The following is an 18,956-nucleotide window of genomic DNA, read 5'->3' as shown; positions in this document are numbered from 1 at the left end:
ACCCCGATGAGCGACCACAGCGAGCCCGACCGGGGACCGTCGACCCCGCGCGCGTCGGCGGACGGCGACGCGACGGGGGAGTCGGCGGAGACGGGAGGAGACGCAGAGGCGGAGTCGGCGGAGACGGGAGGAGACGCAGAGGCGGAGGCGGCGGAAGCGTCCGACCCGCCCGGCTCCGCCGTCGGCACGGTCTGTGACCCCGACGACGAGGGGCCGGGGAGGGTCGTCCACGGCCCGCTCTCCGCCGATCCCGTCGAGCCGATCGAGCCGGTCGATCCCGACGACACGGACTTCTCGGAGCCGCGGTGGTACCTGAACCGCGAACTCTCGGAACTCTCGTTCCAGAAGCGGGTGCTCCACGAGGCGATGGACCCGCGGAATCCCCTCTTGGAGCGGACGCGCTTTCTCGGGCTGTTCACCAAGAACGTCGACGAGTTCTGTATGAAGCGCGTCGGCGGGCTGAAACAGCAGATGGCCGGCGAGGTCTCGGATCTCACCCCGGACGGCCGGACGCCCGAAGAGCAGTGGCGGCTCGCGCTGGAGACGCTCCGCGAGCTGTTCGAGCGCCAGGACGCGTGCTACCGCGAAGTCGTCAGGGAGTCGCTGCCGGAGATCGGCATCGAAATCGTCCGCTACGACGACCTCCCGACCGCGGTGCAGGACGCACTCCGCGCGCACTTCAAAGCGGAGATCCTCCCGACGCTGACGCCGCTGACGTTCGATCCCGCCCACCCGTTCCCCTTCATCTCGAACCTCTCGCTGTCGCTGGCGGTCCGGACGCGCCGGGAGGGCGAGGAGCCGAAGTTCTCCCGGGTGAAGATCCCCGAGAACCAACCGCGGCTCCTCGACGTCGAGCGCGTCGTCGCGGACTCGGAGGTCGCCCGCGCGCTCGGGTCTGGGCGGACGGATGCGTCGGCCGGCGACGGGACCGATCGGTTCGTCTTCCTGGAGGAGGTCATCGCGGCCAACCTCGACCTCCTGTTCCCGAACGTCGAGGTGCTCGACTGGTCGACGTTCCGGGTCACGCGGAACGCGGAGGTCCGCCGGAACGAGGAGGTCGCCGAGGGGCTGATCGAGATGATCGAGGGCGTCCTCCGGGACCGCCGCTTCGCGACGGTCGTCCGGCTGGAGGTTTCCGCGGATATGCCTCACGAGGTGCGATCGCTCCTGAAAGAGCAGCTCGACCTCGACGAGCGCGAGGTCTTCGAGCGCGAGCCGCCGCTGAACCTCCGACACGTCTCCCGGCTGACTGATCTCGACCGGCCGGCGCACTCGGCCTCTCCGTGGACGCCCCAGCCCCATCCCAGATTTGTCGGCGTCGACGACGAGGAGACCGACCGCGACGTCTTCGACGTCATCCGCGACGACGACGTGCTCGTTCACCACCCGTATCACTCCTTCCAGAAGACCGTTCAGGCGTTCCTCAGCCAAGCCGCCCGCGACGACGACGTGCTGGCGATCAAGGCGGCGATCTACCGGACCTCGCGGGACTCCCAGGTGATCGAGAGCCTCATCGAGGCGGCCCGAAACGGCAAGCAGGTGGCCGTGATGGTCGAACTGAAGGCGCGCTTCGACGAGGAGAACAACCTCCGGTGGGTCGAGCGCCTGGAGGAGGAGGGAATCCACGTCGCCTACGGGACGATCGGGCTGAAGACCCACACGAAGACCGCGCTCGTCGTCCGCCGGGAGGACGACGGCGTCCAGCTGTACTCCCACATCGGCACCGGGAACTACCACGCCGAGACGGCCAAGGGCTACGTCGACCTCGGCCTGATGACGAACGACGCCGACGTCGGTCACGACCTCACCCGGCTTTTCAACTTCTTCACCGGCCATTCGTTCCACGAGGAGTACCGGAAGCTGCTCGTCGCGCCGGGGACGCTCCGGCGGGGGCTCGTCGAGCTGATCCGGGCCGAGGCCGAGCACGCCCGGAGCGGGGACGGCGGTCGCATCGTCGCCAAGATGAACGCGCTCGAAGATCCGGACGTGGTCGCCGAGCTCTACCGCGCGGCCCGAGCCGGCGTCGACATCGACCTGATCGTCCGCGACATCTGTCGGCTCCGCCCCGGGGTCGCTGGCGTCACAGACACCGTGACGGTCAGGAGTGTCGTCGGTCGGTTCCTCGAACACTCGCGGATCTTCTACTTCGAGAACGGCGGGGAGCCGGCGGCCCCCGAATCCGCCGACGGCGGCGATCCCGCGTACTTCATCGGTTCGGCCGACTGGATGACGCGCAACCTCGACCGACGCGTGGAGGCCGTCACGCCGATCGAGGACCCCGAGATCCGGGCCGAGTTGGACGCGATCCTCGACCTGTACCTCGCGGACGATCGGCAGGCGTGGCTGATGCAGTCCGACGGGAGCTACGTCCAGCGCCACCCCGACGCCGGCGAGGAGCCGCGTTCCGTCCAGGCGGAACTGATGCGTCGGGCCGACGCGAGCGCCGACGCATCGCGAGACCGTTCGTCGCTCCGACGGGATGCGGGCTTCGACGTGACGGAGTGAGCGGTCCGGCTCGATCGCGGACTCGCCCGCGCGTCGGGCGTCATCCGCGCGAGTCGGCGGACTGTCTGAAGCGGAATTCAGACGGGAATGCTTATCTGAATACCATCTCAAATAGAGTCGATGGCTACCGCATCCGATCGGATCCGGCGGCTCCTCTCGGAGCAACTACAGGAGTGCTGTGAGGCCGACGTGGAGCGACGGCTCGACGAACTGGGGACGCTCGCGGACGACGCGTTCGACGGCGACGCGGTCCGCCCGGCGTTCGCCGCCCTCGGGAACGAGACGCGGTACCGACTCACGCGAGCGCTCGTCGTCGCGGACGAGGAGCTCTGCGTCTGCGAGCTCGAACCGCTCGTCGACGTGAGCGAGAGCGCGGTCAGCCACGCCCTCTCGGACCTCGTCGAGGCGGGGCTCCTCACGCGCCGCAAGGCGGGGAACTGGCGGTACTACGAAGCGACCCCGCTCGCGACGGCGCTGTTCGAGACCGCCGAAGCGGAAGTGACGACGGAATGAGCGACAGCCTCGGGGTCCTCGACCGGTATCTCACCCTCTGGATCGGCCTCGCGATGGCCGTCGGCGTCCTGCTCGGCCACTTCGTTCCGAGCGTCACGGACGCGCTCAACGCCGTCACCTGGCACGGCACGAGCCTCCCGATCGCGGTCGGACTGTTCGTGATGATCTTCCCGATTATGGCCGAGATCGACTACGACCGCATCCCGCGGGTCACCCGCACTACCCGCCGGGAGATCGGGCTGACGCTCGCGTTCAACTGGCTCGTGGCGCCTTTTCTGATGTACGGGCTGGCGACGGCCTTCCTCGGCGGCCACCCCGAGTTCGTCACCGGGCTCATCATCGTCGGGATCGCGCCCTGCATCGCGATGGTGCTCGTCTGGAACGAGCTCGCGGCGGGCAATCAGGAGCTGTGTGCGGTCTGTGTCGGCGTCAACAGCCTCCTCCAGATCGCGCTTTTCGTCCCCTACGCCTTCCTCTTTCTCACCGTCCTCCGCGGGACGACGATCTCGGTCTCGATGGGGCTCGTCGCCCAGATGGTCGGGATCTTCCTCGGCCTGCCGCTCGTCCTCGGTTACCTCACTCAGCGGGTCGCGTTCCGGACGGTCGGCCGGGAGACGTACTACCGGCGGTTCGTGCCGCGTATCAGCCCGTTCGGCCTGCTCGGACTGCTGTTTACGGTGGTCGTGATGTTCGCGCTGAAGGGCGAGTACATCGTCGCCAATCCCGAGCAGATCCTGCTCATCGCGGTTCCGCTCTTCGTCTTCTTCGTCGCGCTCTGGGCGCTCGCCTACGGCGCGAGCGCGCTGGCGGGCTTCGACTACACGGAGAGCGTGAGCGTCGCGTTCACCGCGGCGTCCAACAACTTCGAGCTCGCGATCGCCGTCGCCGTCGCGGTCTTCGGCATCGGGAGCGACGTCGCGCTCGCGACCGTCGTCGGCCCGCTGATCGAGGTGCCGGTGATGCTCGCGCTCGTCCGCGTCGCGCTCGCCACGAAGGACCGCCTGTTCACCGCCGCGCCGACTCCCACCACCAATGTCCCGAACTAATTCCGATTCCGATTCCGATTCCGAAGCCGACTCCGACGACGCCCCGATCCGCATCGCCCTCGTCTGCGTGCAGAACGCGGGCCGGTCACAGATGGCCTACGCGTTCGCCGAGCGGGAGCGGGCGGCTCGCGGACTCGAATCCGCGGTCGATCTCGTCACCGGCGGGACGCGTCCGGCAGACCGCGTCCACCCCGAAGTCGTCGACGCGATGGCCGCCGTCGGCGTCGACATCGGCGATCGGACGCCCCGCGAGGTGACCGTCGAGGAGCTCCGGGCGAGCGACTACGTGATCACGATGGGCTGTTCCGCCGACGACGTCTGTCCCGCCGGCTGGGCGGGCGACAATCGGGACTGGGACCTGTCCGATCCGGACGGCGAGCCCCTCGAAGAAGTCGCGCGCATCCGCGACGAGATCGAAAAGCGGGTGGCGGCGCTGTTCGACGAACTCGAAGCGGCGGACTGATCGCCGACGCTCTCAGCCGGGCGCGTAGGGCCCGTCCAGCGCCCGCGCGCTGTCGAGTTCGGCCTGCACCTCGCCCCACTCGACGGGCGGCTCGGCAGCCGCTCCCCGCTCCCTGAACGCGGCGATCCGCGCGCCGTAGCGCTCCCGCCACGACGGCTCGGCGGCGTCGTTGAGCGCGGCCCGCGCGGCCGCGACCCGCGAGTCGAGGTCGGCCAGTCGATCTTCGAGATCGTCCGCCCAGCCCCCGTCGACGCCCGCGCGCTCGGCCATCGCGCGGAGATCGTCGTGTTCGGCGCACAGGTCCGCCAGCAGCACCGGCGTCACCTCGACGCGGAGGACGGCGTCGACCCACGACTCCGCGTCGAGCGGCGACGCCGCGGCCGTCCGCGCCGCCTCCAGCGCGTCGGCGACGACGTCGACGTCCTCCTCGAACGCCTGCCGCCGGCGCTCGTGGGAGCCGAGCCACGCCTCGAAGTCCTCGAGGTCGAACTGGAGTTCGTCCGCGGTCTGCTGGACGCCGTCGGCCTCGCCGGCGATCCGGCGGAGTTCGCACACCGCCTCGTAGACTGCGTCGGGATCGTCCGCCGGGTTCGAGACGGCTTGGAGGTCGGCTCCGAGGTCCCGCACGCGCGAGTCTATCCCGTCGAGCGTCGCCTCGTAGCGGTCGAGCCGCGCGCTGACGACGTCGACGTCGTCGCCGCCGACGGCTTCGACGACGAGCAACGGGCCGCCATCCGCTCGACCGTGCGGGTCCTCTCCGGCGTCACGATCGCCGAAGCGTCCGAGACGACCGTCGCGGTCAGAAACGTCCTCGACTCCGAGCAGGTCTCGATCAGGCAGTCGGTTCGGCACCTCCGGTTCGTCGCCCTCTCGCACCACCGCGAGGCGACGGCGGCCCTGTGTGATCCCGCGGTCGACGCGGGGCCCGCGACGGACGACGGCCGCGCCGATCGCCTGTCGGCGGTCGTCGAGCGGTACTTCGTCCGGAGCCTCGCGCGGCTGGACGAGGTCGACAGGCTCGGCGAGGGCCGCCCCGATCTGTTCTGCTTCTTCCAGTTGGCGGAGAATCTCCGCCGAGTCGCGGCCTGCGCCGATCGGATCGCGACCGTCGCCGCCGAGTCCGAGGCCCCTCCCGAGTCCGACGCGGCCCCCCGACGCACCGGCGCCGACGCCCACGTCGACGCGTTCGAGGCGGTCGCCGAAGACGCGCGCGAGGCCGTCGAGACGGCCGCGGATACGGTCTTCGATCCAGATACCGATGGAGTCCGGCGCGTCCTCGAACGCCGCGAGGACGTCCGCGCGACCGTCGACGACCTCGGGCGCCGGCTCTTCGAGGCGCCCGACGGTGCGTACCCCCTCCCCCGGGCGCTCCCGGCGATCCGCGAAACGGCCGACTGCGCCGCGTCGATCGCGTCGATCGGCCTCCGGCGCGCTCTCCGACGGCGCGCTCTCGGTTCGGCGGGACTTCACGACTCGGACGCCGCGGGGACGGACTCGCCCGTTCCGTCGGAGACCGACGACTGATAGTGATTACTCTCACTGTTTACCGCCGAATGCGACGCCCGGTAACGGCGCTCGGCGGTAAGAGACGAGAGTAATCACTATGAGACGCTCTCCCGCTCTGGTCATTTCCGGCGGGAGCGCCCCTGAACGCCCGTCTGCCGTCACAACAGATTCAAGTACGGGCTTCGCTGAGCCGGTGTATGTTCGCTGTCGGCCCGCTCCAAGCGGGACCCTCGCTCACCCAGGTCGAGCTTCTGGAGGGGCTCAGAACCGTCTTCCGGACCGTCACGAGCACGGAAGCGCGAGCGGTCGCGACGGTGGCGCTCCTGATTCTGGGGGCCGTTTTCGCCCGGTTCGTCGTCCCGCTGGTGATCCGGCGGTCCAGGCGCTTCGCCACCGAACGGATCGCCGAGACCCGCGCCGGGGAAGCCATCGAGCGCGTCTTCGAGTACGTCCCGATGTCCCGGCCGGCCCGGCTGCTGATCCGGTCCGTCCAGCTACTGATCGCGGTGGGGCTCGGGATCGCGCTCTTGGTCGTCTGGGGGCAGATCGACGCCGCGGCGTTCGTCCTCGGCGTCCTCGTCGCCTCGGCGCCGACCGCCGGCCAGATCGTGCTCACCGGGCTCCTGTTCTTCGGGGCGTACGTCGCGACCGACCTCCTGGAGGAGATCGTCGCCGAGTTCGGCTCCGGGACCGACGAGATCACCGCCCACCAGGAAGAGATCATCGTCCGGGTGCTCCAGGTGGGGCTCTTCGTCTTCGTCGCGATGGCCGGCCTGTCCGTCTGGCAGATCGACCTCGGGGGCCTGCTCGTCGGCGCGGGCTTCCTGGGAATCGTCGTCGGGATGGCCGCCCGTCAGACGCTCGGCTCGCTCATCGCCGGCTTCGTCCTGATGTTCTCCCGTCCGTTCACGATCGGCGACTGGGTCGAGATCGGCGACGAGGAGGGGATCGTCACCGACGTCACGATCATCAACACCCGACTGGAGAACTTCGACGGCGAGTACGTCGTGATGCCGAACGACAGCGTCGCGAACGCCGCCATCACGAACCGCAGCGAGAAGGGGGTCCTGCGTCTCACCGTCGAGGTGGGCATCGACTACGAGGCCGACGTCGACCACGCCGTCGACGTGGCGATGGACGCGATCCGGGGGGTCGACGTCGTCGCGGACGCGCCGCCGCCGCGGGTGTTCCCCAAGTCCTTCGGCGGGTCGTCTGTGGTCCTCGAAGCCCGCTTTTGGATCGAGCCGCCGAGCCCCCCGCTGAAGGTCAACGCGATCTCCCGGGTCGTCCGCGCGATCAAGGAGGCCTACGACCGCGAGGGGATCAAGATCCCCTACCCGCAGATGGAAGTCTCCGGGCGGGCGGAGACCGACGGCTTTCGGATCAACCGCGAGCACGACCTCCCCGCGGAGGCGACCGGGCCGTCCGCCGGAGAACACGACTGAGGCGCGGGATTCGTCGGGGGAACCGCTCCTCGCTTCGGCTCAGAATCGGGTGTTCTTCGGATGGGCCCTGACGGATTCGAACCATCGACCACTCGGTTATGAGCCGAGCGCTCTAACCAGACTGAGCTAAGGGCCCTGCGAGACGCTACCGCTGTCTCCCTCTTAGACGTTACCGTTGACGCCGTCGCAGTAGACCTATGATCCCGGTCGTCCACCGTCCCGTATGCGACTCGCACGACTGCAGACCTCGGAGGGGATCGTTCGCGGACGGTACAGGGACGGCGTCGTCGTCGCGGACGACGGCGAGTACGCCGTGGGCCGGGACGGCTCGCTCGTCACGCCCTGTTCGCCCTCGGTGCTGTACTGCGTCGGTCGGAACTACGCGGAGACGCTCGATCAGATGGACTACGAGCGGCCCGAGGAGCCGGACTTCTTCATCAAGCCGCCGGCGTCGCTGACCGCCCACGACGCGCCGATCCGGTACCCCGAGTGGACGGACGAACTCACCTACGCGGGCGAGCTCGCCGCCGTCATCGACGAGCGGTGTCGCGACGTCGCCGTCGAAGACGTCCCCGAGGTCGTCCGCGGCTACACCATTATGAACGACGTCGACGCGCTGGACCAGCAGGGGCGGACCGCCCGGAAGGCCTTCGACGGGTCGGGGCCGCTGGGCCCGTGGATCGAGACCGACCTCGACCCCGCGGGGATCGATATGGAGACGCGGATCAACGACGAGGTCCGCCAGGACGCGAACACCGAACTGATGCTGTTCGGCCCCCGCGAGATCGTCTCGTTCCTCTCGCGGCGGTTCACGTTCCGCCCCGGCGACGTCGTCGCGTTCGGGAGCCCGGCCAACCCCGGGCTGATCGAACCGGGCGACGAGGTCGAGATCAGCTACGAGGGCGTCGGCACGCTCCGGAACGAGGTCGTCGCCGCCGACGCGGACGGCTGAGAAGGCGGAGTTACGGCTCGTAGCCCTGCTTGCGCAGCGCGTCTTCGAGCGCGTGCAGGACCAGTTCGACGTTGCTTGTCCGCGCGGAGTACCCCATACAGCCGATGCGGATGATCTCGCCTTCGAGGTCGCCGAGCCCGCTCGCGACTTCGAGATCGTGGTCCTCTTTCATATCGCGGAGCAGCGCCGACTCGTCGATCCCCTCGAGGATCCGAACCGCGTTCAGGGAGGGGAGCCAGTACTCGTCTTCGGGGTTCAGTTCGAGCCCGAGCGTTTCGAGGCCCTCCTTGAGGTGGGTCGCCATCTCGCGGTGGCGCTCCCAGCGCGCTTCGAGGCCCTCCTCGGCGACCAGCTGGAGCGCCTCGCGGAGCGCGTAGACGTTCGTGATCGGCGCGGTGTGGTGGTAGGAGCGCTCGTCGCCCCAGTAGCCTTCGAGCAGCGAGAGGTCGAGGTACCACGACCGGACCTCGGAGTCGCGGTCGAGCACCTTCTCCATCGCCCGGTCCGAGAGCGTGAGCGGGCTCGCGCCCGGCGGACACGAGAGGCACTTCTGGGCGCCGGAGTAGGCGACGTCGATACCCCACTCGTCGACGCGGAGTTCGACGCCGCCGAGCGACGTGACCGTGTCGGCGATGACGTACGCGTCGTTGTCGTGGGCGATGTCGGTCAGCGCCGGGACGTTCGGCTGGAGCGCGCCCGTGCTCGTCTCGGCGTGGACGAACCCGAAGACGTCGGGGTCGTGCCGGTGGAACGCGTCGGCGACGGCGTCCGGGTCGAGCGGCTCGCCCCACGGCGCCTCGACGTAGGCGACCTCGCCGCCGGCGCGCTCGGCCATCGAGGCCATCCGGCCGCCGAAGTAGCCGTTCGTCGGGACGAGCACGGTGTCGCCCGGCTCGACGACGTTCGCGAACGCGGCCTCCATCGCCGCCGATCCCGTGCCGCTCACCGGGATCGTCCACTGGTTCTCGGTCTGGAACGTGTACCGGAGCAGCTCCTGTACCTCGTCCATGATCTCGATGAACGAGTCGTCGAGGTGGCCGACGAGCGGCGCGCTCATCACCCGAAGCACGCGCGGGTGGACCTCGCTCGGCCCGGGCCCCATAAGCGTCCGATCCTCCGGCGTGAGCGGATCCGTGTCTGGCGGCGTCAGCATATAATCCGCCAGAGACAACGACAAAATAAAACCACAGGAAACGGATGCGGGGCGCTGGGCGCTCGGAAACCACGCCGTCGCCAGGGCTCGAACCTGGGACCACCTCGTTAACAGCGAGGTGCTCTACCAACTGAGCTACGACGGCTCTCTGTCCGCACACGAACGTAGACCGAGGTGCAATGATAGGGCTTTCGTTTTCGCCGCACGGAGCGGAGTACGGCGATCCGCGCCGATGCCGTTGGCGACGCCGACGCGGTCCGGCGCCCGTATCGACACCCTTTCGCCGGCGCCCCGCGAAGCCGCGACAACGATGGCCGCAGAGGAGGCACGCCGCCGCGTGATCGAGCGGGTCCGCGAGCGCGTCACGCCCGACGCCGACGAGCGCGAGGCGATGCGCGAGGCGACCGCGACGCTCGTCTCGCGCATCGAGGCCGAACTCGACGCGCTGCCGGTCGAAGCCGACGTCGTCCAGGTGGGCTCGACCGCCCGCGGCACGTGGCTCGCGGGCGACCGCGACATCGACGTCTTCGTCCGCTTTCCGCCCTCGCTCGACCGCGCCACGCTGGAGCGCTACGGCCTCGAAATCGGCAACGCAGTCCTCCCCGAGGGCCACGAGGAGTACGCCGAACACCCCTACGTCACCGGCGAGTTCGCGGGGTTCGACGTCGATCTGGTCCCCTGTTACGACGTCGCGGAGGGCTCGGCTCTCCAGTCGTCGGTCGACCGCACGCCACACCACAACGCGTACCTCCGGGCGCACATCGACGACGACCTCGCCGGCGAGATCCGGGTGTTCAAGCAGTTCCTGAAGGGGATCGGCGCCTACGGGAGCGACCTCCGAACCCGGGGCTTTTCGGGCTACCTCTCGGAGCTTCTGGTCCTCGAGTTCGGCGACCTCGACTCGCTGCTCGCGGCGGCGGCGGACTGGCACCCGCCGGTCGCCTTCGACCCCGAGGGCCACGCGACTACCGAGCACGACGACCCGCTGGTGATGGTCGACCCGACCGACCCGTCCCGGAACGTCGCCGCCGTCTGCTCGGCCGAGAACGTCGCGCGGCTCCAGCACTACGCCCGCGAGTTCCGCGCGGACCCGCGAGAGGCGCTCTTCGAGCCCCGCGAGCCCGAGCCGCTCGACGCGGAGGCGGTCGCGACGCACGTCGAACGCCGGGGGACGACGCCCGTCGCGGTCGTCTTCGACGCCCCGGACGTCGTCGACGATCAGCTGTACCCCCAGCTCGAAAAGTCGCTGTCGGGGATTCGGGACGCGCTCGACCGGCGGGGGTTCGACCCGCTCCGCGCGACCGCCCTCGCCGACGACCGGGCGGCGCTGTTCGTCGAACTCGCCCACCGGACGCTCCCGACCGTCGAGCGCCACGAGGGGCCGCCCGTCCGCGTCCGCCGGCACGCCGAGGGCTTCGCGGACGCCTACGCCGACCGATCGGGCGAGCGGGTCGACCCCTACGGCCCGTTCATCGACGGCGACCGCTACGTGGTCGAGCGCGAGCGCGACTTCACCGACGCGGTCGCGTTCCTGAAGTCCGAGGAACTGTTCTCCGTGGGCCTGGGCGCCCAGGTCGAGACCGAACTGGAGAACGACTACGAGGTGCTCGCCGGCGACGAGGTGGCGTCGCTGGCGGCGGAGTTCGGGACCGAACTGGCCCGGTACTTCGCGCCGCGGCCGTAGGCGGGTGGCTCACCCGTCGAGGTCGTGGGCCTCGCGGACGTCCTCGACGAGCCGACGGGTCTTCTCGTCGGGCTCGCCGTCGGGATCCATCGCCTCGCGGCCGTCGAAGGTCTCGTGGACGATCGCGACGCCCTCCGAGAGCGTGTCGAGGCCGTAGCCGCCCTCCAGGACGAACGCGAGCGCGGCGCCGACGTCGTCGGCGAGCGAGCGGATCCGATCCGTGAGGAGGGCGTAGCCCTCTGTCGAGACGCGCATCCGCGAGATGGGGTCGTGGCGGTGGGCGTCGAAGCCCGCGCTGACGATGAAGAGGTCCGGGTCGTACCGCTCTGTGACCGGACGGAGCAGTTCCTCGACGGCGAGCAGGTAGTCCTCGTCGCCGGCCCCCGCAGAGAGCGGGACGTTCAGCGTCGTCCCCTCCCCGTCGCCGTCGCCGGTCTCGGCCACCTCGCCGGTGCCGGGGTAGAGCCCCTCCTCGTGGATCGACGCGTAGAGGACGTCGCCCTGGTCGTAGAAGATGTCCTGGGTGCCGTTGCCGTGGTGGACGTCCCAGTCGAAGACGACCGCGCGCTCGACGTCAGTAGTGGAATCGTCCAAGAGGGCTTGGGCGGCGACGGCGGCGTTGTTGATGAAGCAAAAGCCCATCGCGTCGTCCTCGACGGCGTGGTGGCCGGGCGGCCGGCCGATCGAGAAGGGCGTGTCGCGACCGTCGGCGCCGTCGACGGCCGCCTCGGCGGCCCACTGGGCCAGCCCCGCGGAGGTGAGCGCGGCGTCCCAGGTGGCCTCGGAGGCGACCGTGTCGGGGTCCCAGTTGCCGCCGCCGTCCTCGCAGAACTCCCGGATCTCTTCGACGTAGTCGTCGTCGTGGACGGCCGTCACGGCGGCCGCGTCGGCGGGGTCGGCCTCGACGTAGGAGACGCCGTGGCGCTTCGCGAGCGCCCGCCGGATGGCCCGGAGCCGGTCGGCCGTCTCGGGGTGGCGCTCGCCGGTATCGTGTGCGAGACAGGTCTCGCTGTAGCCGAACTGCATCGCTACTCGAAGAGCGCGAAGTACGTCTCGATGTCTTCGGCCTGTACGGTCCGGCGGTCCGCGTGCCGCGCCAGCGTCGCGGCCGCGCTCGCGACGTTGTCGGCGTAGTCTTCGAGGATGTCCGCCAGGGCGATCCGGGCGTCCATCGCGACGCGGTAGCGGTCGTCGATCTTCAGCCGGGCGATGCGGTCGACCGGCGCGATCGGGAGTTCGAGTTCGCGTCGGCTGACGACCTGCTGGACCCCGAAGTCCTCGGCCATCAGCGTCTTGCGGCCGTCGCTCCCCGCTCGCTCGGCCGCGTCGACGGCGAGCTCCGCCCCGTGCTCCTGGACGCGGCGAGCGAGTTCCTCTGCGGCCCCCGAGCTGACCCGGAGGTCGCCGGCTCTCCGTCGGATGATGGCGTCCACGGGGGCGAACGGCAACTCGACACTCATTACCACTATATCCTGTTCGACCGGCGTATAATCCTTTCCGTAGCCGTACTGTGGCGGCCGGTGGCTCGGTGCGAGCGCCGCCGCTCGGCGCCGGCTCCGAGCCGATTCACGAGTCCCCTCTCGGGGTCGGGGGCGGAACGGAGGACCGAGGACCGAGGACCGGTGACTGACGACCGCGGGTTCAGTTCGGCCGCTCGATCTCCGTCGCCGCGATCGTCCCGCCGTCGACGGGCCCGGTGACGGTCACTTCCTCGCCCAGACGGAGCGACTCGTCGGTCTCGACGCTCCGGGTCTCGGTGCCGTCGTCGAGGACGACCGGGCTCCCCGCCTGGACGACCGTGCCGGTGAAGGTCTCGGTCTCGTTCGCGCCGTCGTCGGCGTCGTCGGGGCGCTCGGCCACGGCCGCGGCGTTGCCGCCGCTCGCGCTCCCGCCGGCGTCGGGCGCCCCCGACGAGGCGGTCGCTGAGGCCGCCTCGCTCCCGGCGTCGGAGCCGGATCCGTCGCCGAACGCGCCCAACCCGGTCGACTGCGCGGACTCGGTCTCGGTGTCGGTGGCGTCCTCGGGCGCGTCGTCCATCACGCTGACCGCGGACTGCCAGCCCGCCGAGGCTTCGAGGTCGTCCTGCCAGCCGTCCTGGATCTCGACGTCGGTGAAGACGACGTAGTCCGCGAGGTCGATGTCGAGGTCCGCCTTGTCGCCCCACAGGGCGACGCGGATGTCGCCGGTCTCGTCCTTGATGCGGACGTTCCGCACCTGGCCCTCCGAGCCGTCGTCGCGGTCGAACGTCCGCTTGGGATCGGTCTCGATCACGCCGCCGGCGATGTCGACGGTCTCGCCCATCTCCAGGTCGGCGACGTCGGTCGTGTCGGGGACGTACTCGATCTCCTCGTCGAGGGCCTCGACCGCGCCGCGGTTCCCGACGTGGAGTTCGAGCGTCCCGTCGCGCTCGCGGACGTAGCCGTCGACGACCTCGACGGACTCGCCCGGCCCGAACTCCGTCGCCAGGTCGGCCTTCTCGTCCCAGAGGGTCACTCTGATCCGCCCCGTCGGATCGCCGAGCGTGAGGTTCGAGACCCGGCCCTCCGAGCCGTCGTCGCGGTCGAACGTCCGCACGCTGTCGGTGCTGAGGACGCGGCCCTTGAGGTTCACGTCCGAGAGCCCGAGCGCGAGGTCCTCGACGCGGTAGGTGTCCTGGGTGTCGACGTCGACCTCGGCGTCCGGAGCGGGCTCGACCTTGTCGACGTCGACCTCGACGCCGTTGTAGCCCTCCTTGGGCCGGCCGGCCACGCGGAGGGTCTCCCCCTCTTCGAGGCTCTCGACGGCGTCCTCGGCCATATCGTCCCACATCGCGATCCGGATGCGGCCGGATTCGTCGGCGACCTCGACGTTGACGACCTTGCCGTCTTCGTCGTCGCCGTCGCGCTCGAAGGTCCGCAGCTCGCCGATCCGCATCACCTTCGCGAGGAACTTCACGTCGTCCATCCCGGGCGCGACGTCGGCGACGCCCTCGACCTCCTCGTCGCGGAGCTCGTGGGCGATGAGCATCGCCGCGGTCTCCTCGTCGGCGAGGCCGCCCATCTGTTCGACCTTGTCCTCGACGGCGGCCTCGAACTCCTCGAAGTCGACGTCGGTGTCGAGGTCCTCGTACACCTCCTCGATGGCACCCATCTACGCGACACCCCCCCGGCGACCCGCGGGTCCGATCGGGAGCCCCGCGGGTCGAGCGAATACGACCACAGGCATATCCACAGCCAAGGTAGGCCGCCGCTTAAGCGTTGTCTTGTCGGCGGTCCCGCCGTCGCTGTCGCGGCCGCGGTCACGCCGCAGTCCGGCGATCTCCGGCGCGTGGCTCGACAAATGCATATCGGCTGTGGCCCCGCCTTCGCCTATGAACCTTCGCTCGTCTATCGCGTCACGTCCGCGACGACTCGGCGGCCGTCTTTGTCGTCGTGGACGACTTCGACCCCGGTCAGCGTCGCGTCGCCGGCGTCGACTCGGACCTCGTAGCCCAGGTCGACGATGACTTGCGCGCACGACTCCCGCTCGTCGCTCTCGTCGACCGCGGCGACGACGACGGTCGCCACCCCCGTCTGAGAATCGAGTGTCACCTCTTGCAACTGCGGGACGTAACAGGCGTCCCGTCCGACGACGCACCCGCGGACCGTGGCCGAACCGTCGCCGAGTTCGACGGTCGCGTCGCCGGCCGTCGGGCACTCCTCGCGCGGGACGAGCGTCCCGCTGACGAGGTCGGCGTCGTCCGCCGTTCGGCTGGGTTCGTCGGTCGCGGTCGCTGACTCGTCGGTCGTCGGCTCGGAACCGTCGTTCGCGCTGCCGGTACAGCCGGCCAACAGCGGGAGGGACGCGGCGGCGCCTTCGAGGACCGTTCGGCGGCGCATACCTCCGCTTGGACAGTCACCCCAAAAGCCGTACCGGAGAATCAAACGCGCCCTTGTCCCTCTCCCGGTTCCGTGCGTCGCCGTACCGCGGGGCTCTCGCATCGTAACCCTCATAAGTCAAAGCGGAGTACGGAGAGATGAGTCCTGATAGGGTAGTGGACTATCCTCTTGGCTTGCGGAGCCAGGGACCGGAGTTCAAATCTCCGTCAGGACGCTCACTTCGTTCGCGACCTGACGTGCCCACGCTCGCGTTTGCTCGCGTGGACTCCGTCAGGACGCTACATTTTACCGGCGCCACGCGACGAGCGTAGCGAGTCGCCTGCGCCGGTTTATGCGACTCCCGGAGATTTGAGCAGCGAGCATCGCTTCGCGATGCGAGTGAGTTCAAATCTCCGTCAGGACGCTCACTTCGTTCGCGACCTGACGTGCCCACGCTCGCGTTTGCTCGCGTGGACTCCGTCAGGACGCTACATTTCACCGGCGCCACGCGACGAGCGTAGCGAGGACTCTGTTCTCAGTCTCTACACGTGAAAAGATCGCGCGTCGACGGCGCCGGCTACTCCTCGCGCTCGTCGTACCGCGGGGGCGCGTCGGCCTCGTCGTCGTCGAGGTGCCGCACCGAGGGGGTCGTCCGACCGCCGAGGCGTCGCGGCTCCGGATCGGCGTCGTGTTCGTCGGTCCACGACTCGTGGCAGTCGGGGCAGTAGTTCCCCGCGTAGCCGTTCGGGCGGACGAACTCCGCGCCGCAGTCGAGGCAGGTCACGCGCGAGCGGGTCATCGTCGGACCGTGGAGGCGGGCTGTCTGATCATACGCTATTCATCGTACCAGAGGCACTGGACGCGGATAAGTCCGTCACCGGATGACATTCCCGAAGCCCCGAGCGCCGAGTATTTACTCCCGCGCGGCCGACGCCCGAGCGTGCAGGAGTCCCTGCGGGTCGGCGTCGCGGTGTTCAACGCCGGCGACTACCGCGCGGCGCACGAGGCCTGGGAGGAGCCGTGGCTGGGACTCGATTCCGGCACGGCCGACGAGCGGCTCCTCCACGGACTCATCCAGTACGCCGCGGCGGTCCACCACGCCCGCGGACGCAACTGGAGCGGCGCGCAGGGGCTCGCCGCGAGCGCGGCCGAGTACCTCTCCGACCTCGACGACGACTACCGGGATATGAACGTCGGCGACGTCCGAGGACGCCTCCGCCGGCTCGCCGCCGACCCGGAGTTCGCCGAACGTCGCCGCCCGCTCCCGCTGCGACACGAGGGCGCGGAACTGACGCCGCGGGTGCTCTCCTTCGCGGAGGTGGCCAGCGCCGCAGCGCTCCTCGCCGAGGAGTACGACGCGTTCGACGAATCGGTCGTCGACGACGCGGTCCGGTACGCCCGCGCGGAACTGGACGGGGACTCGGATTCGACGCTCGCTTCGGACCGCTCGCGCGGCTTCCCCGGGATGCTGTTCGAGTTCGCCGCCGACCGGGAGCGCCGGGCCGTCGTCTACGACCGACTGCGGGCCCACGTCGAGCGGCGTCGGAGCCGCGAGCGCGACGTCTCGGGGCTGTTCGACTGACGAACCCCCGGAGCCGAGCCACTGACCGGACAAAACACTGATACGAGTCCCGGCCCCTACCGACGCGTGGCTATGGTCATCCAAGACGATATCAAAGACGCGCTCGAAGAGGGCCGAGACGAACTCGTCCGCGTGCTCGCGAGCCACGGCGTGCTCCCGACCGTCGTCGACGACTCGTCGGGATCAGACCTGCTCGGCTCGTCCACGCCGACGTTCCGCATCGAGACCGCAGACGGCACGAGCGTCGTCGACCGCCAGACGCGCTCGCAGGTCGTCGACGCCTTCGAGATGCGCTCCGAGGCGGACTGCGAGGCGGTCCGCGAGGAGATTCGCGCCCACGACGCGTGGAGCGGATCGTAGGGAACGGACGCCGATCGGCGACGCGCCGCCTCAGCGCTCGCCGTCGACGTGCTCCTTGCCGTTCCACTCCGCGGAGTTGTCCTGGGGATCGTAGCCCAGCACCTCTCGCGCGCGGTCGATCGAGTAGTACTTCCTGTCGTTGTCCGAAATCCCGTAGACGATCTCGTAGTCGTAGTCCGCGAGAACACAGCGCTCGAAGAGGCGCGCGCAGTCGCGGTAGGAGAGCCACATCGCCTGCCCGCGCTCGTAGTCGATCGGCGGGTGTCCCTCGGTGAGGTTTCCGATACGGACGTTCACGACCGAGAGGTCGTGGTGGTCGTGGTAGTACCGGCCCAGCACCTCGCCCGTGGCCTTGCTCACGCCGTAGAGGTTGCTCGGCCGCGGGAGTTCAGTCCCGTCGAGCCGGTAGTCGTCCTCGGGGCGGTACATCTCCGGCGTTCTCGGCTCGGTCTCGTAGGCGCCGACCGCGTGGTTCGAGGAGGCGAAGGCGAACTTCTCGACGCCGGCTTCGACCGCCGCCTCGAACATCGCCTGGGTGCCGTCGATGTTGTTCTGGAGGACGCTGTCCCAGGGGGCCTCCGGACGCGGGTCGCCCGCCAGGTGGATCACGGCCTCGCATCCGGCGATCGCCTCCCGGACGGCCTCGCGGTCGGTGACGTCCGCGACGTAGACGTCGCCCTCGTCGATCCCCTCGGGCCGCCGTGCGGCCGACAGCGGGGCGCGGTCGAGCAGCCGCCACTCGAACCGCTCGCCGAGGTGCCGGAGGATCGCCTTGCCGACCCGTCCGTTCGCTCCCGTCAGGAGCACCGGTTCGTCCATTCGCTCGCCTATCCGCACAGGGAGGCCAAGAAACGTCCGATTCGCGCCGGTGACAGCCGTCTAACACCTTCGCGGCGCGCCCGGCACGCCCGGCGCGGTCGTCGCTCGACGGCGACAGTAACGTCCTTTGCCCCCGCGGCCGAGCGTCGACTATGCCGACAGACACGGAGCGCGCGAGCTTCGAGGCCGGGATCAAGTTCGGCTCGCTCTACCACCAGTTCGCCGGGACGCCCGTCAGCCCCGACAGCGCCGAGAGCCTGGGCCGCGCGATGGAGGAGGCGATCGAGAACCAACCGCACTGCGTCGACGTCGACGTGACGGTGCGGACCGACCGCATCGCGGCCGAACTGGAGTCCCAGTCGGCCGAGTACACCGAACTCACCGGGCGCTTCCTCGACGTCGAGATGCGGATCGAGTACGAGGGCGTCACCGCGCGGGCGAAGATGGAGATGGAGGGCGACTACCCGCTGATGCGACTCGTCGCGGTCGAGGAGTGACCGACGGCGGGAATCGGCGGACGGGGACGCTGGCGCCGCGCTCCCGACACTGGCGGATTTCACTTTCACTTTCGGGCGTGTTTTTAACCCCTCCGGCGTCGAATCACCTGGTATGAGTAGTCAGAGCACGCTCGCGGACGACGACCTGTTCGGCGAGGCCGCCGCCGAGATGCGCGAGGAGGTCGAGGGCCACCTCGCCGACGCACGGGCGAGCCTTCCCGACTCCGAGGACGTCTGGAACGCCGAGGCGGACAACGTCCTCGGCGTCCTCAACGCGCTCAAGTCGGCGCTGGACGTCGGCGACGCCGAGGAGCACCTCCGACAGGCGAAGAAGACGTTCATCGTCGGCCAGCGCGCCGAGGCCTTCGACGACCCCGACTCCCTGGAGGCAGAGATCGAAGCCATCGAGGAACTGCTCGCCTCGATCGACGAGGCCGAGGCGCTCGTCGGCGACCTCACCGGCACGATGCCGCAACTGCGGAGCCAACTCCAGGAGGCCGCCGAAGCGGCGGCCGACGCCGAGGACGGCGGCGAGTCCGACGACTGAACCGCGGATCGGCCGCCCCATCGGCCCGCGAGCCCCGATTTCCCAACG

General features: G+C 69.7%; 20 protein-coding genes and 3 tRNA genes. 13 read left to right on the top strand and 10 right to left on the bottom strand.

Features of this window, described 5'->3' with window-relative positions; translation table 11 throughout:
• The first annotated feature begins 6 nt into the window (after positions 1 to 6).
• The 4 genes from ppk1 (at position 7) to ACQUQ0_RS11040 (ending at position 4,527) form a co-directional block, all read left to right on the top strand.
• Entirely contained in the window at positions 7 to 2,505 is a 2,499-nt protein-coding gene (ppk1, locus tag ACQUQ0_RS11055; protein ID WP_435185067.1) for a polyphosphate kinase 1, read from the top strand.
• A 120-nt stretch (positions 2,506 to 2,625) separates the two neighbouring features.
• Complete coding sequence (locus ACQUQ0_RS11050; protein ID WP_435185066.1) at positions 2,626 to 3,018, top strand: ArsR/SmtB family transcription factor; 393 nt, start codon at positions 2,626 to 2,628, stop codon at positions 3,016 to 3,018.
• Positions 3,015 to 4,064 carry an ACR3 family arsenite efflux transporter gene (arsB, locus tag ACQUQ0_RS11045; protein ID WP_435185065.1) on the top strand — a complete coding sequence of 350 codons (1,050 nt, stop codon included), beginning with the start codon at positions 3,015 to 3,017 and terminating at the stop codon, positions 4,062 to 4,064. The genes ACQUQ0_RS11050 and arsB overlap by 4 nt, the downstream gene beginning before the upstream one ends.
• Entirely contained in the window at positions 4,051 to 4,527 is a 477-nt protein-coding gene (locus ACQUQ0_RS11040; RefSeq protein ID WP_435185064.1) for a low molecular weight phosphatase family protein, read from the top strand. Before arsB ends, ACQUQ0_RS11040 begins: the two co-directional genes overlap by 14 nt.
• Before the next feature lie 12 nt (positions 4,528 to 4,539).
• Here ACQUQ0_RS11040 and ACQUQ0_RS11035 read toward each other — a convergent pair whose 3' ends face one another.
• Positions 4,540 to 5,250 (bottom strand): halo transducer protein, encoded by a 711-nt coding sequence (locus ACQUQ0_RS11035; RefSeq protein ID WP_435185063.1) that lies wholly within the window; start codon positions 5,248 to 5,250, stop codon positions 4,540 to 4,542.
• 21 nt (positions 5,251 to 5,271) lie between these two features.
• Between ACQUQ0_RS11035 and ACQUQ0_RS11030 the strand changes: the two genes are divergently transcribed.
• Both ACQUQ0_RS11030 and ACQUQ0_RS11025 read left to right on the top strand, forming a co-directional pair.
• The gene (locus ACQUQ0_RS11030; protein ID WP_435185062.1) at positions 5,272 to 6,051 is read left to right on the top strand and encodes a hypothetical protein; all 780 of its coding nucleotides are present in this window, start codon (positions 5,272 to 5,274) and stop codon (positions 6,049 to 6,051) included.
• Positions 6,052 to 6,230: 179 nt separating this feature from the next.
• Positions 6,231 to 7,478 carry a mechanosensitive ion channel family protein gene (locus tag ACQUQ0_RS11025; protein ID WP_435185061.1) on the top strand — a complete coding sequence of 416 codons (1,248 nt, stop codon included), beginning with the start codon at positions 6,231 to 6,233 and terminating at the stop codon, positions 7,476 to 7,478.
• Between the two features lie 61 nt (positions 7,479 to 7,539).
• Here ACQUQ0_RS11025 and ACQUQ0_RS11020 read toward each other — a convergent pair.
• Positions 7,540 to 7,614 (bottom strand) — tRNA-Ile (locus ACQUQ0_RS11020).
• Between the two features lie 87 nt (positions 7,615 to 7,701).
• Here ACQUQ0_RS11020 and ACQUQ0_RS11015 point away from each other — a divergent pair.
• The gene (locus ACQUQ0_RS11015) at positions 7,702 to 8,430 is read left to right on the top strand and encodes a fumarylacetoacetate hydrolase family protein (protein WP_435185060.1); all 729 of its coding nucleotides are present in this window, start codon (positions 7,702 to 7,704) and stop codon (positions 8,428 to 8,430) included.
• A 10-nt stretch (positions 8,431 to 8,440) separates the two neighbouring features.
• Here ACQUQ0_RS11015 and ACQUQ0_RS11010 read toward each other — a convergent pair whose 3' ends face one another.
• Together ACQUQ0_RS11010 and ACQUQ0_RS11005 are read right to left on the bottom strand one after the other, a co-directional pair.
• Positions 8,441 to 9,583: a pyridoxal-phosphate-dependent aminotransferase family protein gene (locus ACQUQ0_RS11010; RefSeq protein WP_435185059.1), complete on the bottom strand. Its 1,143-nt coding sequence runs from the start codon at positions 9,581 to 9,583 to the stop codon at positions 8,441 to 8,443.
• Positions 9,584 to 9,655: 72 nt separating this feature from the next.
• Positions 9,656 to 9,728: transfer RNA gene (locus ACQUQ0_RS11005), tRNA-Asn, on the bottom strand.
• Positions 9,729 to 9,893: 165 nt separating this feature from the next.
• Between ACQUQ0_RS11005 and cca the strand changes: the two genes are divergently transcribed.
• Positions 9,894 to 11,267 carry a CCA tRNA nucleotidyltransferase gene (cca, locus tag ACQUQ0_RS11000; RefSeq protein WP_435185058.1) on the top strand — a complete coding sequence of 458 codons (1,374 nt, stop codon included), beginning with the start codon at positions 9,894 to 9,896 and terminating at the stop codon, positions 11,265 to 11,267.
• A 9-nt stretch (positions 11,268 to 11,276) separates the two neighbouring features.
• Here the strand turns inward: cca and ACQUQ0_RS10995 are convergent, their stop codons facing one another.
• From ACQUQ0_RS10995 to ACQUQ0_RS10980, 4 genes are all read right to left on the bottom strand, one after another.
• Positions 11,277 to 12,293, bottom strand: a complete 1,017-nt coding sequence (locus ACQUQ0_RS10995) for a histone deacetylase family protein (protein WP_435185057.1) — start codon at positions 12,291 to 12,293, stop codon at positions 11,277 to 11,279.
• Between the two features lie 2 nt (positions 12,294 to 12,295).
• Positions 12,296 to 12,727 carry a histone family protein gene (locus ACQUQ0_RS10990; protein WP_372387440.1) on the bottom strand — a complete coding sequence of 144 codons (432 nt, stop codon included), beginning with the start codon at positions 12,725 to 12,727 and terminating at the stop codon, positions 12,296 to 12,298.
• 181 nt (positions 12,728 to 12,908) lie between these two features.
• On the bottom strand, positions 12,909 to 14,396 hold the full coding sequence (locus tag ACQUQ0_RS10985) for a single-stranded DNA binding protein (protein WP_435185056.1): 1,488 nt from the start codon (positions 14,394 to 14,396) through the stop codon (positions 12,909 to 12,911).
• Positions 14,397 to 14,632: 236 nt separating this feature from the next.
• Positions 14,633 to 15,124 carry a hypothetical protein gene (locus tag ACQUQ0_RS10980; protein ID WP_435185055.1) on the bottom strand — a complete coding sequence of 164 codons (492 nt, stop codon included), beginning with the start codon at positions 15,122 to 15,124 and terminating at the stop codon, positions 14,633 to 14,635.
• A 141-nt stretch (positions 15,125 to 15,265) separates the two neighbouring features.
• Between ACQUQ0_RS10980 and ACQUQ0_RS10975 the strand changes: the two genes are divergently transcribed.
• Positions 15,266 to 15,338 (top strand) — tRNA-Arg (locus ACQUQ0_RS10975).
• A gap of 342 nt (positions 15,339 to 15,680) precedes the next feature.
• Here ACQUQ0_RS10975 and ACQUQ0_RS10970 read toward each other — a convergent pair.
• The gene (locus ACQUQ0_RS10970; RefSeq protein ID WP_372387445.1) at positions 15,681 to 15,902 is read right to left on the bottom strand and encodes a DUF7564 family protein; all 222 of its coding nucleotides are present in this window, start codon (positions 15,900 to 15,902) and stop codon (positions 15,681 to 15,683) included.
• A 141-nt stretch (positions 15,903 to 16,043) separates the two neighbouring features.
• Here ACQUQ0_RS10970 and ACQUQ0_RS10965 point away from each other — a divergent pair, with 141 nt between their 5' ends.
• Both ACQUQ0_RS10965 and ACQUQ0_RS10960 read left to right on the top strand, forming a co-directional pair.
• On the top strand, positions 16,044 to 16,685 hold the full coding sequence (locus ACQUQ0_RS10965) for a DUF309 domain-containing protein (RefSeq protein WP_435185054.1): 642 nt from the start codon (positions 16,044 to 16,046) through the stop codon (positions 16,683 to 16,685).
• 72 nt (positions 16,686 to 16,757) lie between these two features.
• Positions 16,758 to 17,045, top strand: a complete 288-nt coding sequence (locus ACQUQ0_RS10960; protein ID WP_435185053.1) for a hypothetical protein — start codon at positions 16,758 to 16,760, stop codon at positions 17,043 to 17,045.
• Positions 17,046 to 17,075: 30 nt separating this feature from the next.
• On the opposite strand, the gene azf is transcribed toward ACQUQ0_RS10960, so the two are convergent.
• On the bottom strand, positions 17,076 to 17,864 hold the full coding sequence (azf, locus tag ACQUQ0_RS10955) for an NAD-dependent glucose-6-phosphate dehydrogenase Azf (protein WP_435185052.1): 789 nt from the start codon (positions 17,862 to 17,864) through the stop codon (positions 17,076 to 17,078).
• A 152-nt stretch (positions 17,865 to 18,016) separates the two neighbouring features.
• Between azf and ACQUQ0_RS10950 the strand changes: the two genes are divergently transcribed.
• Positions 18,017 to 18,361 carry a dihydroneopterin aldolase family protein gene (locus ACQUQ0_RS10950; protein WP_435185051.1) on the top strand — a complete coding sequence of 115 codons (345 nt, stop codon included), beginning with the start codon at positions 18,017 to 18,019 and terminating at the stop codon, positions 18,359 to 18,361.
• 112 nt (positions 18,362 to 18,473) lie between these two features.
• Positions 18,474 to 18,908, top strand: coding sequence for a DUF5790 family protein (locus tag ACQUQ0_RS10945; RefSeq protein WP_435185050.1), 435 nt, complete (start codon positions 18,474 to 18,476; stop codon positions 18,906 to 18,908).
• The last annotated feature ends 48 nt before the right edge of the window (positions 18,909 to 18,956 follow it).

Source organism: Halobellus sp. EA9 (assembly GCF_051195055.1).
Lineage (GTDB): Archaea > Halobacteriota > Halobacteria > Halobacteriales > Haloferacaceae > Haloquadratum > Haloquadratum rubicundus.
This window is presented reverse-complemented; position numbering and strand designations above follow the sequence as displayed.

What these genes read in the sequence shown, in the direction of transcription:
- ACQUQ0_RS10995 (WP_435185057.1), bottom strand. Translation starts at nt 12,293, where the DNA reads ATGCAGTTCGGCTACAGCGAGACCTGTCTCGCACACGATACCGGCGAG.
- ACQUQ0_RS10950 (WP_435185051.1), top strand. Translation starts at nt 18,017, where the DNA reads ATGCCGACAGACACGGAGCGCGCGAGCTTCGAGGCCGGGATCAAGTTC.
- ppk1 (WP_435185067.1), top strand. Translation starts at nt 7, where the DNA reads ATGAGCGACCACAGCGAGCCCGACCGGGGACCGTCGACCCCGCGCGCG.
- ACQUQ0_RS10960 (WP_435185053.1), top strand. Translation starts at nt 16,758, where the DNA reads ATGGTCATCCAAGACGATATCAAAGACGCGCTCGAAGAGGGCCGAGAC.
- ACQUQ0_RS11025 (WP_435185061.1), top strand. Translation starts at nt 6,231, where the DNA reads ATGTTCGCTGTCGGCCCGCTCCAAGCGGGACCCTCGCTCACCCAGGTC.
- ACQUQ0_RS10945 (WP_435185050.1), top strand. Translation starts at nt 18,474, where the DNA reads ATGAGTAGTCAGAGCACGCTCGCGGACGACGACCTGTTCGGCGAGGCC.
- ACQUQ0_RS10985 (WP_435185056.1), bottom strand. Translation starts at nt 14,396, where the DNA reads ATGGGTGCCATCGAGGAGGTGTACGAGGACCTCGACACCGACGTCGAC.
- ACQUQ0_RS10970 (WP_372387445.1), bottom strand. Translation starts at nt 15,902, where the DNA reads ATGACCCGCTCGCGCGTGACCTGCCTCGACTGCGGCGCGGAGTTCGTC.
- ACQUQ0_RS11010 (WP_435185059.1), bottom strand. Translation starts at nt 9,583, where the DNA reads ATGCTGACGCCGCCAGACACGGATCCGCTCACGCCGGAGGATCGGACG.
- ACQUQ0_RS11015 (WP_435185060.1), top strand. Translation starts at nt 7,702, where the DNA reads ATGCGACTCGCACGACTGCAGACCTCGGAGGGGATCGTTCGCGGACGG.
- azf (WP_435185052.1), bottom strand. Translation starts at nt 17,864, where the DNA reads ATGGACGAACCGGTGCTCCTGACGGGAGCGAACGGACGGGTCGGCAAG.
- cca (WP_435185058.1), top strand. Translation starts at nt 9,894, where the DNA reads ATGGCCGCAGAGGAGGCACGCCGCCGCGTGATCGAGCGGGTCCGCGAG.
- ACQUQ0_RS11040 (WP_435185064.1), top strand. Translation starts at nt 4,051, where the DNA reads ATGTCCCGAACTAATTCCGATTCCGATTCCGATTCCGAAGCCGACTCC.
- ACQUQ0_RS10990 (WP_372387440.1), bottom strand. Translation starts at nt 12,727, where the DNA reads ATGAGTGTCGAGTTGCCGTTCGCCCCCGTGGACGCCATCATCCGACGG.
- ACQUQ0_RS10980 (WP_435185055.1), bottom strand. Translation starts at nt 15,124, where the DNA reads ATGCGCCGCCGAACGGTCCTCGAAGGCGCCGCCGCGTCCCTCCCGCTG.
- ACQUQ0_RS11050 (WP_435185066.1), top strand. Translation starts at nt 2,626, where the DNA reads ATGGCTACCGCATCCGATCGGATCCGGCGGCTCCTCTCGGAGCAACTA.
- arsB (WP_435185065.1), top strand. Translation starts at nt 3,015, where the DNA reads ATGAGCGACAGCCTCGGGGTCCTCGACCGGTATCTCACCCTCTGGATC.